At 50.2% G+C, this 17,691-nt stretch carries 17 protein-coding genes; 4 read left to right on the forward strand and 13 right to left on the reverse strand.

All coding sequences use genetic code 11. The annotated features are described in order from the left end of the window. Positions 1-43: 43 nt before the first annotated feature. The 10 genes from B3Z23_RS10640 to rpsU all read right to left on the reverse strand — a co-directional run bounded on the left by B3Z23_RS10640 (position 44) and on the right by rpsU (position 10,696). Positions 44-844: a hypothetical protein gene (locus tag B3Z23_RS10640; RefSeq protein ID WP_294908037.1), complete on the reverse strand. Its 801-nt coding sequence runs from the start codon at positions 842-844 to the stop codon at positions 44-46. A gap of 193 nt (positions 845-1,037) precedes the next feature. Then, complete coding sequence (otnK, locus tag B3Z23_RS10645; RefSeq protein ID WP_294908040.1) at positions 1,038-2,309, reverse strand: 3-oxo-tetronate kinase; 1,272 nt, start codon at positions 2,307-2,309, stop codon at positions 1,038-1,040. Next, a complete protein-coding gene (locus B3Z23_RS10650; RefSeq protein ID WP_294908043.1) occupies positions 2,303-2,980 on the reverse strand; it encodes an aspartate/glutamate racemase family protein in 678 nt (225 codons plus the stop codon). The genes otnK and B3Z23_RS10650 overlap by 7 nt, the downstream gene beginning before the upstream one ends. 20 nt (positions 2,981-3,000) lie before the next feature. Continuing rightward, positions 3,001-3,699 carry a molybdate ABC transporter substrate-binding protein gene (locus tag B3Z23_RS10655; RefSeq protein WP_294908046.1) on the reverse strand — a complete coding sequence of 233 codons (699 nt, stop codon included), beginning with the start codon at positions 3,697-3,699 and terminating at the stop codon, positions 3,001-3,003. 51 nt (positions 3,700-3,750) lie between these two features. Next, complete coding sequence (locus B3Z23_RS10660; RefSeq protein WP_294908049.1) at positions 3,751-4,665, reverse strand: AEC family transporter; 915 nt, start codon at positions 4,663-4,665, stop codon at positions 3,751-3,753. 45 nt (positions 4,666-4,710) lie between these two features. Continuing rightward, entirely contained in the window at positions 4,711-5,349 is a 639-nt protein-coding gene (locus tag B3Z23_RS10665; protein WP_294908052.1) for an aldolase, read from the reverse strand. Next, the gene (locus B3Z23_RS10670; RefSeq protein ID WP_294908055.1) at positions 5,333-6,145 is read right to left on the reverse strand and encodes a DeoR/GlpR family DNA-binding transcription regulator; all 813 of its coding nucleotides are present in this window, start codon (positions 6,143-6,145) and stop codon (positions 5,333-5,335) included. Before B3Z23_RS10670 ends, B3Z23_RS10665 begins: the two co-directional genes overlap by 17 nt. 359 nt (positions 6,146-6,504) lie before the next feature. Further along, positions 6,505-8,349, reverse strand: coding sequence for an RNA polymerase sigma factor RpoD (gene rpoD, locus B3Z23_RS10675; RefSeq protein WP_294908057.1), 1,845 nt, complete (start codon positions 8,347-8,349; stop codon positions 6,505-6,507). 269 nt (positions 8,350-8,618) lie between these two features. Next, entirely contained in the window at positions 8,619-10,364 is a 1,746-nt protein-coding gene (gene dnaG, locus B3Z23_RS10680; protein ID WP_294908061.1) for a DNA primase, read from the reverse strand. A gap of 116 nt (positions 10,365-10,480) precedes the next feature. After that, complete coding sequence (rpsU, locus tag B3Z23_RS10685; RefSeq protein ID WP_001144069.1) at positions 10,481-10,696, reverse strand: 30S ribosomal protein S21; 216 nt, start codon at positions 10,694-10,696, stop codon at positions 10,481-10,483. A 282-nt stretch (positions 10,697-10,978) separates the two neighbouring features. Between rpsU and tsaD the strand changes: the two genes are divergently transcribed. Then, on the forward strand, positions 10,979-11,998 hold the full coding sequence (gene tsaD / locus B3Z23_RS10690) for a tRNA (adenosine(37)-N6)-threonylcarbamoyltransferase complex transferase subunit TsaD (RefSeq protein WP_294909317.1): 1,020 nt from the start codon (positions 10,979-10,981) through the stop codon (positions 11,996-11,998). A gap of 29 nt (positions 11,999-12,027) precedes the next feature. On the opposite strand, the gene plsY is transcribed toward tsaD, so the two are convergent. Next, positions 12,028-12,651, reverse strand: coding sequence for a glycerol-3-phosphate 1-O-acyltransferase PlsY (gene plsY, locus B3Z23_RS10695; protein ID WP_294909319.1), 624 nt, complete (start codon positions 12,649-12,651; stop codon positions 12,028-12,030). Between the two features lie 103 nt (positions 12,652-12,754). Between plsY and folB the strand changes: the two genes are divergently transcribed. Beyond that, the gene (folB, locus tag B3Z23_RS10700) at positions 12,755-13,114 is read left to right on the forward strand and encodes a bifunctional dihydroneopterin aldolase/7,8-dihydroneopterin epimerase (protein WP_294909322.1); all 360 of its coding nucleotides are present in this window, start codon (positions 12,755-12,757) and stop codon (positions 13,112-13,114) included. 206 nt (positions 13,115-13,320) lie between these two features. Then, complete coding sequence (gene bacA / locus B3Z23_RS10705; RefSeq protein WP_294909324.1) at positions 13,321-14,139, forward strand: undecaprenyl-diphosphate phosphatase; 819 nt, start codon at positions 13,321-13,323, stop codon at positions 14,137-14,139. Positions 14,140-14,193: 54 nt separating this feature from the next. Here bacA and B3Z23_RS10710 read toward each other — a convergent pair whose 3' ends face one another. Then, entirely contained in the window at positions 14,194-15,420 is a 1,227-nt protein-coding gene (locus B3Z23_RS10710) for a multifunctional CCA addition/repair protein (protein ID WP_294909326.1), read from the reverse strand. Positions 15,421-15,510: 90 nt separating this feature from the next. Continuing rightward, entirely contained in the window at positions 15,511-16,134 is a 624-nt protein-coding gene (locus B3Z23_RS10715) for a TIGR04211 family SH3 domain-containing protein (RefSeq protein ID WP_038017663.1), read from the reverse strand. 200 nt (positions 16,135-16,334) lie between these two features. Here B3Z23_RS10715 and B3Z23_RS10720 point away from each other — a divergent pair, with 200 nt between their 5' ends. After that, positions 16,335-17,651 (forward strand): inorganic triphosphatase, encoded by a 1,317-nt coding sequence (locus B3Z23_RS10720; protein WP_294909329.1) that lies wholly within the window; start codon positions 16,335-16,337, stop codon positions 17,649-17,651. The last annotated feature ends 40 nt before the right edge of the window (positions 17,652-17,691 follow it).

Consider the following 17,691-nt stretch of genomic DNA (forward strand, 5'->3'; position numbering starts at 1 on the left):
AAGCAGTAGTTTTTCAGATAAAACCGGCGATAAAACAACAGAGTCAGCGCAGTGCGGTGACCTTTTGCAGCAGCAACTCTTTCGCCTGATCGAGCAGTGCCGGGTTAGTTTGTCGGGACAGAGCCTCGCGTGGTTTTTTACCCAGGAAATAATGAATTCGTTCACTGTTAGCGCCTGAAGGATGAGGCAGGCCTGTCAGTATCCGTGCAGAATCAATCAGTTGTTGTTCTGCCAGCCATGCTACCCCGGCAGTTGCCACCGGTCCGAGAGGGACAAACACCGCTTGTGGCAGTTGCCGCGCTTCGGCTGTAAATCCGCGCTCAATACTTTGTCGCAGTAACGAAGATCGTTGGAATGACGGGGTATTGTTGTAATTTTTACCGTTCACAAATACCGGCTGATTAAACAACGAAGTAAAATGCACCAGTGCCATATCTTTAGCAAACAGTGAGCGGCAGGAGTGGATACCCAGCCAGTCCGCCAGACCGATAACATCCAGTAGCTGTGTCAGATTATTTCGGATAGCGCCACTGAAGGCACCTTGCTGTTTGGCGAGATACAGCGCCTGCTGGTCCGTGTCGCCGTTGAGCAGTGACTGTTGGGCCGCAGTCACCGCATTCAGCCATTGCTGATAGCCCGGAGTAATGCCAACCAACACAATGCGCGCTGCAGGATTCAGATAATCGAACGGAATATAGTATTCGCTGAGAGCCCCCTCCTGATGCAACAGAAATTCCGGGGGCAACTGACGGGCTGCAGGCTGGCTGAAACTGAGAATGGCCGGACGAAACTGGCTAAACAGCATAAAAAATAACCCCGAAGCATCAGAAGGATAGTCTGACAAAGGGTAACATGCGCAACACCCGCGGCAAATCATCGGCAATGAAGAAAACCGGACAACCCTGCCGCGAGGCGGCAGGGGAAGAGTTATCAGTGACTGATAATCTGGCTGAGAAAGTCGCGGGCTCGCTGAGTTGCAGGGGCGGTGAAGTTGCGATGCCCGTCACTTTAATTACAGGGTATGAGCCGCCCCCATGTTACTCATCCAGCAGTGTCAGTGCCCTGGAGAAAAAGTCTTCTTCACCGAAGTTACCAGATTTAAGCGCCAGTCCCAGCGGGCCTTGCTGATCCCTGGCCAACAAGGCCGGTACGCCGGTACTCAGTTCTGCGCCAATAACCACCGAACGGATGCCAAGCCCGGTGACAACCGCCCCCGATGTTTCACCTCCGCCAACCACCAGACGCCTGACTCCCGCATCCGTCAGCAAGGGGGCCAGCCCTGCAAAAAACTTTTCTATGGCCTGAGAAACCTCTTCACGCCCGTACTGCTGCTGTAACTCTCTGACCCGGGCGGCATCGCCGGAGGTATAAATCAGCGGTAACTGCTGCTGATGGTCCGCCACAAACTGCAATAACTCATCATAGCCGGCTTCGCCGCGGATAATTTGTTCCACATCCAGTGGCAGCACAGCATAACGCTGACGGTGATATTCAATTTGTCGTAATGTCATCCGCGAACAGCTGCCGACCAGAATGGCGCCCTGGCCCTGAACGGAAAAGGATTCCGGTTTTTCACCGCGGGCTTCACCCCGGGAAATAAAGTTATGGGGCAGCCCACGGGCAATCGCCGATCCACCGGTCAGCAGCGGAGCATCATGGCAGGCTTTGGCAATCGACAACAGATCGTCATCACTGATGGCATCCACCAGAACCAGACATTTTTGTTGCTCAGCCTGCTGCTGTAACAGGGTTCGTATTGTTTCGCTGCCTTGCTGTACCTGTTGCCAGTGGATAAAACCCTGCGGCAGTGTTGACTGGCTGGCCAGTACCCGTCGCAGGTCGGCGTCGGTCATTGGGGTCAGCGGATGGTTTTCCATCCCAGACTCGTTCAGCAACTGATCGTTGACAAACAGATGCCCCTGATACAAGGTCCGCTTCATGGCCGGGAATGACGGGCAAACCACCACACCCCGAGCCGATAATTTTTCTGCCAGTGCTTCAGCGACCGGCCCGATATTGCCCTGGTCGGTAGAGTCAAAGGTCGAACAGTACTTAAACACAATCTGCCGGCAGCCTTGTGCCAGCAACCAGTCACAGGCCAGCAATGATTGTTCAATGGCCTGTTCAACAGGCCAGGAACGACTTTTCAGAGCAATAACGCCGGCGCCGATGGTATTTTCGGCCGGGGCGTTGGGTACTCCCATATACAATGCGGTTTTCAGGCCACCTTCTTCCGGTAACCCGCCAGCCAGTGTGACACCAATATCACTGGCCCCGGTGAAATCATCTGCTATCACACCTATTAACATGAGTCGCTCCGTGTGTCCCGGGCCAGCCGGTGTTTCATTTTCAGTACAGCGGACTGTGGTGCCGCCAGTATGGGTAAAGCGCTGGCCGCCTGAACGGTCGCCAGTGCGCCGGATGTTGAAAAGTGGGCCAGCATGATTGCCTGACAATCTGACAGTTGTGCTGCATATTCAGCGATCAGCGCATGGTGACGCGGGGCATCCCCGGTCCGTAATGCTTCTATGGCGCCGGGGACACAGAGGGTTTTCAGGGTAGCCTGGCTCTGCCGCTGTCTGGTTAGTGCATAGAATTCGTTTTCCATACCACTGACGGCCGGGGCAAAGGTGGCCAGCATACCAATCCGGGTGCCGTGCTCCAGTGCAGCTTCAAACATTGCTTCATTCGGTTTCAGTACCGGAATAGTGAACATTTCGCCCAGCATTTCCAGGGGGGCCCCAAAAGCGGAACAGGTGGCCAGAATACCGTCAGCACCCATGTCACGGGCGTAGGTACCAAAGCGGATAAAACGGCTTTTCAGTTCAGGCGTTAGTTGAGGAGATTTTGCCCGTTCCAGCGATAATCCCTCATCCAGTAAATGAATGGCTGTGGCTTCCGGCCATAAAGCCTGCATTGCCTCCGTGATTGGTTGCATAGCCACTGGCGTTGCATGCAGCAGAACTATTGATTTCGTCACAGTATTCTCCCTGTCAGGGATTAATTACGCAGTTCCAGCCCAAATTTCTGATATTCATCGGCGGTTTCTGGCGCAGTTACAATATCGATCAGTTCTGCCGCCTGTTGTTTACGTTCAGAACCGGCAAACTGCGCGATTGAAAATGCGGTGATCTTCTGTAATTCATCCGGCAGATAACCGATGATTTCGACACCAGGCACCACCAGCAACTCGCTGATTTGCTGAATGGCTAAATCAGCTTCCCCGGTGATCAGTTTTTCCGCGGTAAAACCTTCCGGGATAGGGCAGGCTTTGGCGTCAATCTCCTGTTCGATTCCGAGTTTTTTCAGTACGGTTTTGAAATGAATACCACTGGCTCCGCCGACGGAGTAGCAGATGGAGCGTCCTTCACGCAGGGTTTTCACCAGCTGTTCGGTAGCGGAAACATCGACATGTGGGGCACCTTGTTTCACCGCAAATCCGATCCTTGAGATCACCAGCGGTTTTCGGGTTGTTGGATCGACAATACCCTGAGCCACCAGTTGATCCATTGCCGGATCCGTGACAATGACCACATCGCATTGCTGACCGTTTTCTATGTTTTTCATCAGTACTGTGGTCGGGGTCCAGTGAATATCAATCTCACCGGACTGGCGACGATAGCGGTCGAGCAATGTCGCATCAAAAGGTGAACGAACAACCAATGCACTGTGCAGTGATAAAGGACCTGAATGACTCATAGTTAACTCCTGAATTCGTGGTGGTGGGCCGCCATAGAGCAGCCCGTTTGGCTACATGGCCAGCCAGATGGTGACGGGGACAGTAATCACTGCCAGTATGGTACTGACCATGATGGCAAAGGCTGCTTTTTCCGGATGCACATCCAGCGCTGAAGCTACTGCGGCAATATTGGCCGGAAGCGGGTTACAGGCCAACATAACCATGACCACATATTCATAAGTCTGAAGATGAAACTGACGGAAAATCAGGATAATCACCAGAGCATACAGCCCTTGTTTCCAGAGGATGGAGTAGAAGGCGAATTTCCAGTCCGGTACCAGCTTTTCAAATCTCGCCAGTGACATCCCGATAATCATCATCCCAAGGGTAGAGTACCCCCCTACAAAACCGTTCACTCCGCTTTTAATAAACTCAGGTAATTCAAAGTGAAAATATTTTAGAATCAATGCCAGGATCGCTGCATGCAGGGTAGGCATTTTGGCAACACGGATCAGACTGGTTTTTACTGAATAGAGTCCGCGAGCGGTAATGTAATAGGCCGCGGTAAATTCATAGATACTGGAAGCGACCTTGGCAAACACCACAATACTGATTGCCGCCGCGCCATCCGGAGTTCCTCCCAGCAGACCTATGGCCAGTGGCAGAACAAAATAGCCAACATTACCCTGACCGCCGGCAGCGCCAAACAGGTTGGCGCGGTTGTCTTTCCATAAAAAACGCCCGACGAACAACGCCAGAAAGGCAGCAATACAGGATATGACATAAAATACTACCGAATACATGGCATATCCGACGCCTGCCGGAGAATTCAGTATTAATACAAAACAGACAATCGGTGAAAAAATATAAATTAATAAGTTGGCAATGTCTTTGGAATTTATTTTAAATTTCCTGGACGCATACCAGCCTATCATCGACACAGCGATTAAATATGCCACGCGTGGCATAATTTCATAAGCGGTCATTTTATTTTTACCTGTGTATAGTAAGTAGGGTAATTTAAACAGTGATTACCATCGGCATTTAAATGTTGTTTCCAAATCATTAATGGCCTGCTGAGAAAGCAGTGCTGCCTTGCGACCCGTTTCTATCCATAGTTTTGCTGTTTCTTCTAATTCTTCGAGAATATAACTTGCCTGTGAAACACTGTTTCCCCAGACAACCGGACCCAGCCGTTCCAGCATGACACCTTTGACCTTATCCGCCAGTCCGGTCACTATTTCTGCCACTTCCGGTGCACCGGGTCGTTGATATTCAATCAAGGGGATTCTGCCGACTTTCATGACCTGATAAGGCGTGATGGGAGGCAGAATAGCATCAGGATTCCAGACCCCCAGTAAGGTCAGTAAAACCAAAGAGGTGGAATGGGTATGCAGAACACTGCTGGCTGCGGAATTCTGTTTATAGATACCGCGATGCAACAACAGTGTTTTGGAAGGTTTATTCCCGCTAATCCATTCACCGGCCAGGCTGACTTTCGCAATATCATTCGGATCAAGAGTTCCCAGACAGGCGTCGGTCGGGGTAATCAGCCAGCCATCATTCAGACAGGCACTGATATTTCCCGATGAACCGACAATATATCCTCTGTTATATAAGCTTGCTCCGGTCAGACATATCTCTTCGCGTATTTTATTTTCGTCTTTCATAATAACGTCCTTCCTGAAATATATCGATAAACGTCACTTTGGGTGACGTGACTTCAAGCAAGCTCTGTTTACATTCACCGGAAATAGAGTCGGTAATTATTTCATCCATTGAGGTTAACGGGCAGACGGTATAAAAACCGTATTTTCCATATTTGCTGCTGTCCGATACCAGAATGGTTTTATTTGATACAGAAATAACTGTCTGCTTAACCACAGCTTTACCTTCATAAGGTGTCGAAATTCCGTGGACTAAATCCCAGGAACTGGCACTCAGAAAGGCTAAATCAATATTCAGCGCTTTGATAAAATTGGCTGCGCTTAATCCGACACAGGACAAATTACGTTTATCTACCCGCCCCCCTACGTGATAGAGATCGATCGCGGGGTTAGACATCAGCAACTGACTGATAGAAAAATCATTGGTCACTACCGTCAGATGAAAATTAGCCGGAATACAACAGGCTATTTCAAACGTGGTGGTGCCCGCATCCAGATAGATAATGGTACCTTCAGAGATGCGTTGCATAGCCCGTTTACCCAGCTCTTTTTTCAGCTTATGGTTCAGGTATGATTTTTCCTGATAGGGCAGTTCCTGATGCAGGAGTTCGCTGAGTCTGATACCGCCATTGACCCGCTGAACTTTGCCTTCCCGTTCCAGAATCTGTACGTCCCGGCGGATGGTCATGTGTGACACGTTCATCAGGGACGCCAGGGCATCATAAAGCGCAATCTGGTTTTCATGGACATAGCGATAGATAAAGTCCCGACGTTCATTAGCCGTTAATGCAATCGCCATTTGCCACCACTCTTATCACTGTCTGTTCTGTATCTGTGTTATTGACTGTAGTTTACGGTGATCAATTTCACATTAAAAGTTGCGTAATCACAGATTTTACACCGGGTAAAATTAAGGTTTTTTTAATTAACTCTATGAAAATTAATTATTTTAAATCTTAATGTTATGAATTTATTTTTCACACTGACTTGTGAAATATCAGAGTGACGGGTAGAGGGTTAAAATACCCGTGGCCTGGGTGATTAAACAAACAGGTATCAGCGATGATAAGAGGGGAATACAGGTAAAAAAAACCTCATCAGGAGGATGAGGTTTTCGTTGAGCAGAGACGTCGGGGAAATTATCCGGCAGGCTGTGGATTAGTCATCCAGGAAGCTGCGCAGAACTTCCGAGCGGCTAGGGTGACGTAATTTACGCAGTGCTTTGGCTTCAATCTGACGAATACGCTCACGGGTCACATCGAACTGTTTACCGACTTCTTCCAGAGTATGATCAGTATTCATATCAATACCAAAACGCATCCGCAGAACTTTAGCTTCACGGGCAGTCAGACCAGCCAGTACGTCATGCGTTGCAGAACGCAGGCTTTCAGACGTTGCTGAATCCAGCGGCAGTTCCAGCGTGGTGTCTTCGATAAAATCACCCAGATGTGAATCTTCGTCATCGCCAATCGGTGTTTCCATCGAAATAGGCTCTTTCGCGATTTTCAGCACCTTACGGATTTTATCTTCAGGCATCAGCATCCGCTCTGCCAGTTCTTCCGGTGAAGGTTCACGACCCATTTCCTGCAACATCTGACGTGAAATACGATTCAGTTTGTTGATGGTTTCGATCATATGTACCGGAATACGAATGGTTCTGGCCTGGTCTGCAATTGAACGGGTAATCGCCTGACGAATCCACCATGTCGCATAAGTTGAGAACTTGTAACCACGACGGTATTCAAATTTATCAACCGCTTTCATCAGACCGATATTACCTTCCTGAATCAGATCCAGGAACTGCAGGCCACGGTTGGTGTATTTTTTAGCAATTGAAATCACCAGACGCAGGTTAGCTTCTACCATCTCTTTTTTCGCACGGCGGGCTTTCGCTTCACCGATAGACATACGACGGTTGATGTCCTTCACCTGCTCGATGGTCAGACCAGTTTCTTCCTCAATCTGAGCCAGTTTGTGAAGGCCGCGTTCCACATCATCTTCGACTTCCAGCAGCTTTTCAGACCATGGTTTTTTCATTGCCAGGGCAGCTTTAAACCAGGTGCCATTGGTTTCGTTACCGGTGAACAGTGTGATGAAGTTTTTCTTCGGCATTTTGCACAGTTCAACACACAGTTTCATGATGGCGCGTTCCTGAGCACGGACACGATCCATCATCTGGCGCATATTGTTGACCAGATAATCAAACTGTTTTGGCACTAAACGGAACTGTTTAAAGACTTCAGACAGATTCTGAATTTCGGCAATTGCATCAGCATGGCTGCGGCTTTTGCTTTTGATGACAGTACGGGTGACTTCGTACTGAGCACGTAATTCGCCGAATTTCTCACGTGCCAGCTCAGGATCGATAGAGTTATCATCTTCTGAGTTATCATCGTCGCCATCTTCATCTTCGTCGTCGTCATCGTTACGGTCTTCTTCCGATAACTCAGACCCGATATTGGTCGCTGTTGGTGCCAGATCTTCTTCAGCATTCGGATCGACAAAACCAGTAATAATATCGGAAAGCCGTGCTTCTCCGGCTTCGACTCTGTCGTATTGTTCCAGCAGATAAGTGATTGCTTCCGGATATTCCGCGACTGAGCATTGAACCTGGTTGATACCATCTTCAATACGTTTAGCAATATCAATTTCGCCTTCGCGGGTAAGCAGTTCTACGGTACCCATTTCGCGCATATACATGCGGACAGGGTCAGTGGTCCGGCCAATTTCAGACTCTACGCTGGAAAGTACCTGCGCGGCCGCTTCTGCTGCATCTTCATCAGTATCGGAACTGTTTTCATTCAGCATCAGGTCATCGGCATCAGGGGCTTCTTCTACCACCTGAATACCCATATCGTTGATCATCTGAATGATGTCTTCAATCTGATCGGAGTCGACAATATCTTCCGGCAGATGGTCATTGACCTCAGCATAGGTCAGATAGCCTTGCTCCTTACCACGGGTGACAAGTAGCTTCAGCTGTGACTGCGGGTTTTGCTCCATAAGACGGTATCCACACTTCTGTTAATGAGATCGGTGTTTGTCGGGGTTAACCGGCAAATAACAGTAAAGGCGTTTCATTGGCTGCGGCCTTCATCGCAGCAATGGGCATCTGCCCTGAGTAATCGGCAATTAAGCCGCGAGTAATCTTTTTGTCATCATTCAGGCTTCAGTATAGAAGAAGCCTGACAACTCTGTAGAAACTGGTGGTTTTTACAGCAAAATTTACATTCAGTCACAGGTCGGCGTGTTAGCAGACGCCAACCGACAATCTATTTTTTGGCCAGTGCTGTCAGCAACGATTGCAGTTCAAGCCGTTCGTCGCTGGTCAGCCCATGAGTGCGATCGCGGGCGATCAGCCATTCGAGTCGCTGCTCCAGCGCTGTGTTATAAATACTGGTCAGTGAGTCACTAAACACCGCTTCCACTTCATCATCTACTATCATGTGGTTCCAGACAGCCAGAGTTTCAAGGGACTGTGCCGTTTTAGTATCCCGATAACTTTCCAGTAACTGGGCAGTGGTTAAGCCTGGCTGCTCATTACAGCGCTGTACCAGTTCAGCGAACAGTGGCAGGCCGGCAATACCGGTCTCTTTTAACCCTTCCAGCGACGGGACTTTAGCCGCCAGTGCCGGGTTCTGCAACAGCAACGCAACCAGAATCCGCATAGTGGTTTTTTTCATCACCGGCGAGGCGTTCACCGGTTTGTTTTCTGCCTTTGCCGGTAACAATTTTTCCAACTGGCGGTCGTCCAGAATACCCAGTTTGTTACCCAGCACCTGACGTATATAAATCCGCAGCGTTTCTCCCGGGATCTGACTAATCAGGGGTAGAGCCAGGGTACTTAAACGTGCTTTTCCGTCCCTGGTACTCAGGTCTACCTGAGGCAGTAAATTGTCGAACAGGAAGTCTGACAGCGGTACAGCCTGTTCCATTCGTTGCTCAAACGCCTGTTTGCCTTCTTTACGTACCAGCGTATCCGGGTCTTCGCCGTCCGGCAGAAACATAAAACGCAGCTGGCGGCCATCGGTAATGTAAGGCAGGGCAGTTTCCAGTGCACGCCATGCGGCGTCACGTCCCGCCCGGTCACCGTCATAACAGCAAATCACGGTATCGGTATTTCTGAACAGAAGCTGTATATGTTCACTGGTGGTTGAAGTCCCCAGTGAGGCTACTGCATAATCGATGCCAAACTGCGCCAGCGCCACCACATCCATATAGCCTTCAACCACTAATAACCTGGCGGGCCGGTTATGGATTTGGGTGACTTCATAAAGCCCGTACAGCTGCCGGCCTTTATGGAAAATTGAGGTCTCCGGTGAGTTAAGGTATTTGGGCGTATCATTTCCCAGTACCCGCCCCCCAAAACCAATCACTCTTCCTCGTTTATCACGAATCGGAAACATGACCCGGTCACGAAAACGGTCATAACTACGGCCATTGTCATTAGTGACCAGCATCCCGGCTTCCGTCAGAGAGTGTTTATCTTCCTGATGTTTGCCAAAACGCTTTAAGGCGTTGTCCCACCCTGGTGGGGCGAACCCTATTGAAAAATGTTCGATCACTTGCTGACTCAGTCCGCGGCTTTGCAGATAGTGTCGGGCAGGTTCTGCCTGAGGTTGTGATAAAGAGGACTGGTAAAACTGATTCAGACCGTCCATCAGCTGGTAAAGGCTCTGTCGCTGATGTCGCTCCATGGGGGTGTCACCGCTACCGCTTTCGTAGGGAACTTCCAGTCCGTTCATGGTGGCCAGTTCTTCGATGGTTTCGACAAACTCCAGACGGTCAAAATTCATCAGAAAATCAATAGCATTACCATGAGCACCACAGCCAAAACAGTGGTAAAACTGTTTGTCACCGTTGACGGTAAAAGACGGGGTTTTTTCGTTATGGAAAGGGCAACAGGCGTGATAATTCTTGCCTTGCTTTTTCAGCTTCACGCGGGCATCAATAAGATCCACGATGTCTGTGCGGGCAAGCAAGTCATTGATAAATATACGCGGTATTTTCCCAGCCATAGACTCCGGTTCTTTAACTCATAAACGACAACAAGCCGCGCCTCCTTTCGGAAAGCACGGCCTTTCACTTTACTCAGTCTGCGTGTAACACGCATGGGAGCAGGCTCCCGGACAAATTAGTACAGACGAGTGCGGCGTGCGTTTTCGCGAGCCAGTTTCTTGGCATGACGTTTAACAGCAGACGCTTTAGCGCGCTTACGTTCGGTCGTTGGTTTTTCATAAAACTCACGACGACGGACTTCAGCCAGAACGCCTGCTTTTTCACAGGAACGCTTGAAGCGACGCAGTGCTACGTCGAAAGGCTCGTTTTCACGTACTTTAATTACCGGCATGTAACTCTCACCTCGATAAATTCGATTTGTGCAGCTGGCTGCAGCGCCAGCTTATTTCAAAATGGTGCAGTATTTTACTCCAGCGGGGGCTGGCTTGTAAAGCACCATGAACAATTTCAAACCAACAAAGCGCTTCGCAGCACTGTGGTTGCCGGTTTTTTTCAGACCGCGAAGTATAGCCTATTCTTTGGCCGGTAAAAAATCTTTTTAATGAAATCGTGCAGCGTAGGCCAGAATTGTTAGCTGTGGTACACTCCTGCGGCGAAATCAGAGGTGAGTGTGATGCGAGTTTTGGGTATTGAAACGTCTTGCGATGAAACCGGAATTGCAATTTACGACGATGAATCCGGTCTGTTGGCTAATCAGCTGTATAGTCAGGTGAGTTTACACGCCGATTATGGCGGTGTGGTGCCGGAACTGGCATCCCGCGATCATGTCCGTAAAACGGTACCCCTCATTCAGGCGGCGATGGCTGAGGCCGGACTGACGGCTGCAGATATTGATGCGGTGGCTTACACTGCCGGTCCCGGGCTGGTCGGGGCATTAATGGTCGGAGCCACCGTCGGCCGCTCTCTGGCTTTTGCGTGGCAGGTGCCGGCGATTGCCGTCCACCATATGGAAGGTCATCTGCTGGCTCCAATGCTGGAAGATAATCCACCTGAATTTCCTTTTGTTGCCTTGCTGGTCTCAGGGGGACATACCCAGCTTATCAGTGTCACCGGAATTGGTGAGTATGAATTGCTCGGCGAGTCGATTGATGATGCAGCCGGTGAAGCCTTTGATAAGACAGCTAAATTACTGGGGCTGGATTATCCCGGAGGGCCACTGCTGTCAAAAATGGCAGCGCAGGGGACGGCAGGACGTTTTACCTTTCCACGGCCAATGACCGACAGACCTGGTCTGGATTTCAGTTTTTCGGGTCTGAAGACCTTTGCCGCGAATACTATCCGTAACCATGACGATGATGCCGGCACCAGGGCTGATATTGCGAGGGCATTTGAGGATGCAGTGGTGGATACCCTGATGATAAAATGTAAGCGTGCACTTCAGCAGACCGGGTTTAAAAAACTGGTGATTGCCGGAGGTGTCAGTGCTAACAAAACACTGCGCGAAAGAATGGCAGAGATGATGCAGCAACGCGGCGGTGAAGTGTTTTATGCCAGACCGGCGTTCTGTACCGATAATGGTGCCATGATAGCCTATGCAGGAATGGTTCGTCTGAAAGGAGGAACCCACAGTGATCTGGGGATTACAGTACGGCCGCGCTGGCCACTGGCAGAATTGCCGCCGTTAGTTCCCTGATTTGAGAGGTTTCAGGAGCGGCAGTAGGCTTAGTGTTCGCCGCTATCTGAAGGCCGCGATTTGGTTTTGCGTTTCCACAGGCGGGGCTCCATACCCCGCCACAGACGCTGAATATTGTCGTGATGACGTAGCAGAATCAGGCAGGACAGCATAGAGACAGGAAAGGTAAACTGTGGCTTAAACCACCAGACATAAAAGGGGGCGATTAATGCACTGATAATCGCTCCCAGGGAAGAGTAGCCACTGAGTAGTACTGTCAGAATCCAGGTGCCCATCATCAGCCCGGTCAGGTCCCAGCCAATTGGGGCAATCGCACCCAGCGCAGTCGCCACGCCTTTACCGCCGCGAAAGCCAAAAAATACCGGATAGATATGGCCGAGACAGGCCGCTATTGCCGTCAGACCCAGGAAGAAGGGAGAAACGTGTAACTCCCATGCCAGCCAGACCGGCAACATCCCTTTTATAACATCAAATAATAGCACTGCAACTGCGGCCAGTTTACCGCCTACCCGCAAAATGTTGGTCGCACCCGGGTTGCCAGAACCCCGGGTTCGGGGATCCGGGTACCCGCAGAGTTTGCACAACAGAATTGCTCCGGAAACGGAACCGCAAAGATACGCAAAAAGGATCATACCTGCAGCGATTACTGTCATAATACTTCCCATACCTGTCCGTTGTTTTGGTTGCTGTCTGGATAATACGCATAAAGCAACGGAAGTGGTATCTGATCACCGTAAAAACACAGAGAGTATCACGATGGATCTTGTCTTTATCGAACAACTGACCGTATTTACCACCATTGGCGCCTATGACTGGGAACAGACTATTCAGCAAAAATTGTTACTGGATATAGAAATGGCCTGGGATAACCGCAAAGCCGCGAAAAGTGATGATGTGGCAGATTGTCTTAGTTATGCGGATGTTTCTGAGGCAGTGTTACAGCATCTACAGGGACAGCGCTTTGCCCTGGTTGAGCGGGTAGCAGAAGAAGTCGCGGAATTACTCATGCAGCGTTTTAACTTACCCGGAGTGCGAATTAAAGTCAGCAAGCCCGGAGCTGTTGCGCAGGCGAGCCAGGTGGGAGTGCGCATTGAGCGGGGAATTATTCCTAAATAACCGGAAACAGCTCGTAAATAATTGCCATCAAACTGAAACCCAATCAGAGTATTGACTGTCATATGCCGTGGAACTCATTGTCGGTACAATGAGTTAACGGTTCTGGCATTGTTCAGATAAGTTCACATAGTTGCTTATTTTAAGTCATCAGTAAAGATGACAGCCAGGTGTTGTGTTGATTGGGGTGAATTGGAGAGGATTTTTTGATGGCAGATATGCATCACCTGTTTGTTGCAGCAATTTTGGGCATTGTTGAAGGGTTAACAGAATTCTTACCCGTTTCATCCACAGGTCACATGATTATTGTCGGCCATTTGCTGGGATTTGAAGATGAAACCGCAGAGACCTTTGAAGTTGTCATCCAGTTGGGGTCTATACTGGCTGTCGTTGTGATGTTCTGGCGCAGGTTGTTTGGGCTGATAGGCATCCATTTTGGGAAGGTTCCCCATGAAGGCACTGGTCAGGGGCATTTGACGCTGATTCATATTTTACTGGGTATGATTCCGGCTGTCGTTCTCGGTCTTATTTTACATGACCGGATCAAAACATTGTTTACCCCGATTAATGTGATGTATGCGCTGGTTGCCGGGGGGATTCTGTTGTTGCTGGCAGAATACTTTAAACCCAAACAGCCAAAATCGGTGGGTCTCGATGATATTACCTACCGCCAGGCTTTTATGATTGGTTGCTTTCAGTGTCTGGCGCTGTGGCCTGGCTTTTCACGTTCAGGTGCAACGATCTCCGGTGGAATGCTGATGGGGATAAGTCGCTATGCGGCTTCTGAATTTTCGTTTCTGCTGGCGGTGCCGATGATGATAGGTGCGACAGCGTTGGATTTATATAAGAGCCTCAGTTTTCTGACTGTCAGCGATATTCCGATGTTTGCTATTGGTTTTATTATGGCATTTATCGTCGCCCTGATTGCGATTAAGACCTTCCTGGAACTGATTAAACGAATTTCGTTTATCCCGTTCGCCATCTACCGCTTTATCCTCGCGGTGGTGGTATATATGATTTTTGCCTGACGGTGATTCAAAAGATAAGCATGGCCGGAATTTTTTTCCGGCCATTTTTTTATCTCAGGTGGGGGATGGGGAGTGGCCCTGAAGTGCTGCGACCCGGCGACGGGTCAGCTCAGTGCGGATTTGTGGGCCGCTGAATCCGTCACAAATCACTTCAGACACCGGTACCGCAGCAGCAGCCTGGTACAACGCCAGGGTATAGTCGGCCTGTGGATAGGCTTGTTCGGTTAATCCCTCACGGCCACGGGCATCGGCTTCACTGGCAGTTATCAGTTGCGTCAGGCGTTCCGGCCTTCGCCATACGTCAATATTGTCAAACAGCTGGATCACTTTCTCCGGCGGCTGGCGCTGGATAGTGTGGATCACATCATGATATTCGGTAATAACCAGAGCCAGTTCACGAACATGATTAGGGACTTTCAGACGCTGACACAGTGCACTGACCAGTGGCAGCCCGGCTGCACCATGTCCCGGGTGAGAAGGCCAGACTTCCCGAGGGGTCAGGGCCTTGCCTGCATCATGGAACAGAGCAGCAAAGCGGATTGCGATATCTTCTGTCAGTCGTGCAGCCATAGACAGAGTCATCAGGCTATGGACGCCGGTGTCAATTTCCGGATGCCATTTGACCGGGGCCGGCACGCCAAACAGGTTGTCCAGTTCAGGAAATAATACCTTCAGCGCACCACAATCCCGTAATACCTGAAAGTAGACATCAGGATTATCCGTAGCTAACGCTTTCTCCGTCTCTTTCCACACGCGTTCGGCGGTCAGGTGTTGTAATTCACCACTGTCAGACAGTTGCTTCATCAGCGTCAGCGTGGGATCCGCCACGCGAAACCCCTGTCCTGCAAACCGCGCCGCAAACCGGGCGACCCGTAGTACCCGCAACGGATCCTCGACAAAGGCTGGTGAAACATGGCGTAACAGACGTTGTCTGAGGTCCTGCTGCCCCTGCCATGGGTCAATAATCTCTCCGTCACTGTCCTGTGCCATCGCATTGATGGTCAGATCGCGACGCTGTAAATCTTCAGGCAGAGTCACCCCGGGGGAGAAGCAGGTTGTGAATCCGGTATAGCCATGTCCGGCTTTGCGTTCAGTACGTGCCAGAGCATATTCTTCGTGACTGACAGGGTGAAGAAACACAGGGAAATCACGCCCGGCCTGTTGATACCCAAGGCTAAGCAGATCTTCCGGGGTTGCCCCCACCACGACCCAGTCCCGGTCTTTGACCGGCAAATTAAGCAACGCATCACGGACGGCACCACCGACCAGATAAGTTTTCACACCACAACTCCTGTGTCTGTTAGCCGTTCGCGGCTGCTGGCTGTCAGGTCAGCACTCAGCGCGTGGTATTGTGCAGGAGCCCGGAATTGGTCAGCGCATCCAGCGGTCATTACTTTTACGGCGTGGGATCATCCGTGGCAGTAACAGACCAAGCAACAGACCCAAGCCCATCACGCCACCACCATACATAAACCACTGCATGATAATCGCTCGTTGCTTGTCATCCAACTGAACATTCGCCGCCGCGACTTTTTTCTGTGCGACAATAAGCGAATTTTTCAGTGTCTGGTTTTCCTGTTTCAGAGCATCGATAGCACTGTCGCTGCCGGCCACTTTCTTCTGCATATCGGCAGTCCGCTGGTTCCAGCTGTTATCGATATTCGCCAGCTTATCAGTCAGTTGTTTCACCTGCTGTTGCAGTTGCGGCACCTGGGTACGCAGACTGGGTGTGTCACTCAGTTGTGACAAAGGTATCCAGGTCGTACGTCCTTCTGAATCACGAATTTGCGCGTATTTGCTGTCGGGATTAGTTTGCAATACTGTGACCTGATCGCCAGCGTTAACTTTGCCAACCAGGCGATATTGGTCGCCTGGTCCACTCCGGACCCAGGTCGAAAGCTCATCAGAAATATAACGGGTAGTATCTGCGTGAACCGCAGGGGCTATAGTGCTGAAAGCGAGTAAAAAAATACCGGTGCGTGTAAGTTTATTCATTCGACGTCGTTTTTGCATATTATATGGGTAAATTTATTGCCACAGTCTGGAGAGGGGCCGGACGGATATAAATGAGAACTATCTTGTTCTCGGCGATGTTAAAGCCTAACAAATCAGAGACAGTGCGTCTTTAGTCGATTACTCTGGAAGCGGAGTAATTTACCGGTTTATTGATAGTAATTGTGACATTCAGAGATCCTATGACCATCGAAACAGAATTAAAGTTCATTGCCAGTTCACAGGCTGCTTCTCAACTGGCAGAACGGCTCAACCGCTGGCCACAGCAACACTCTGCGCCACAGGCACTGGCCAACATCTACTTTGAGACACCGGATAACCAGTTACGCCGCTGGGATATGGGGTTACGTATCCGTGGCATTAATCAGCAGTATGAAATGACGTTAAAGACCAGCGGTCAGACTATCGGCGGTTTGCATCAGCGTCCTGAGTTCAATGTCAGCCTGCAGAATGATGAGCTGGATATTCGTCTGCTACCGGAACATGTCTGGCCTGAGGGCGCGGATATTCAGGAGCTGCAACAACGTTTACAACCGTTATTCCGGACCGACTTTGTCCGGGAAAAGTGGCTGGTCAGTTATCAGGACAGCGAAATTGAGGTGGCTTTCGATCAGGGGGCCGTCATTGCCGGTGAGCTACAGACACCACTGTTTGAAGTTGAACTGGAGCTAAAGCAGGGGTCGCGGCAGGCGCTGATGGCCTTTGCTTTTGATTTGATTGCTGACGGTGGCCTGAGGCCGGGCAGCCTGAGTAAAGCAGCCAGAGGTTACCATCTGGCTCAGGGCAATCCGCCGAAAAGCATCCGATCGTTCCCGCGTTTGCAGACAGAAAGGAAACTCAACTGCGAGCAGGGGCTGCTCACCATGTTGTCGGTACTGCTAAGTGAATGGCAATACCATGAAGAGCTTTGGCTGGAAGGAAACAGTGATGCCGGTGCCCGGGTGGCTGAGATTCTACTGGCGCTGCGTGAAGTGTTTACCCTGTTTGGTAGCATGCTGCCTCGTAAAGCCAGTGGCTCATTGCGTGAGTCTTTGCTGACGCTGGAACAGGAAATGACCCAAATCCCTGCCGAAGAACTCTGTTTTTCTGCCCGCTGGAGTGAAACCCAGTTAGCGCTTACTCACTGGCTGACAGAGCAGCCCTGGAAGTCTGTGCTGGAAGAAAAACACCGCAAAAAATTGCAAGGTTCATTTAAACGTTTTTGCGATGTGATGCTGGGACGAGTATTTGCCGAACTGAAGGCGACCACTGCCGAATTTAATCAGCCGACCGAATATCAGGATAAAGCACAACGTATTCATAAACAGCTGCTGGCCGTGTGTCTGTTATGTGGAGCTTACCCGCTGGCGGCGGTGGATAGCTGGCTGGAGCCCTGGTGGCTGGTTCTTCAGCACATTCACCAGGGACGTTATCAGGATCTGCCCTGGACGATTCGTTCTCTGCACCGTCAGGCGCCGTTCTGGATTAACGGTAGTGAAGTACGTCATACCGGCGGATAAGTAAAGCAGGACCGGCCTTCTCATTGGATGTCACAGGATA

It is taken from the genome of Tatumella sp. UBA2305 (assembly GCF_002345795.1).
In the GTDB taxonomy this organism is placed as follows: Bacteria; Pseudomonadota; Gammaproteobacteria; order Enterobacterales; family Enterobacteriaceae; genus Tatumella; species Tatumella morbirosei.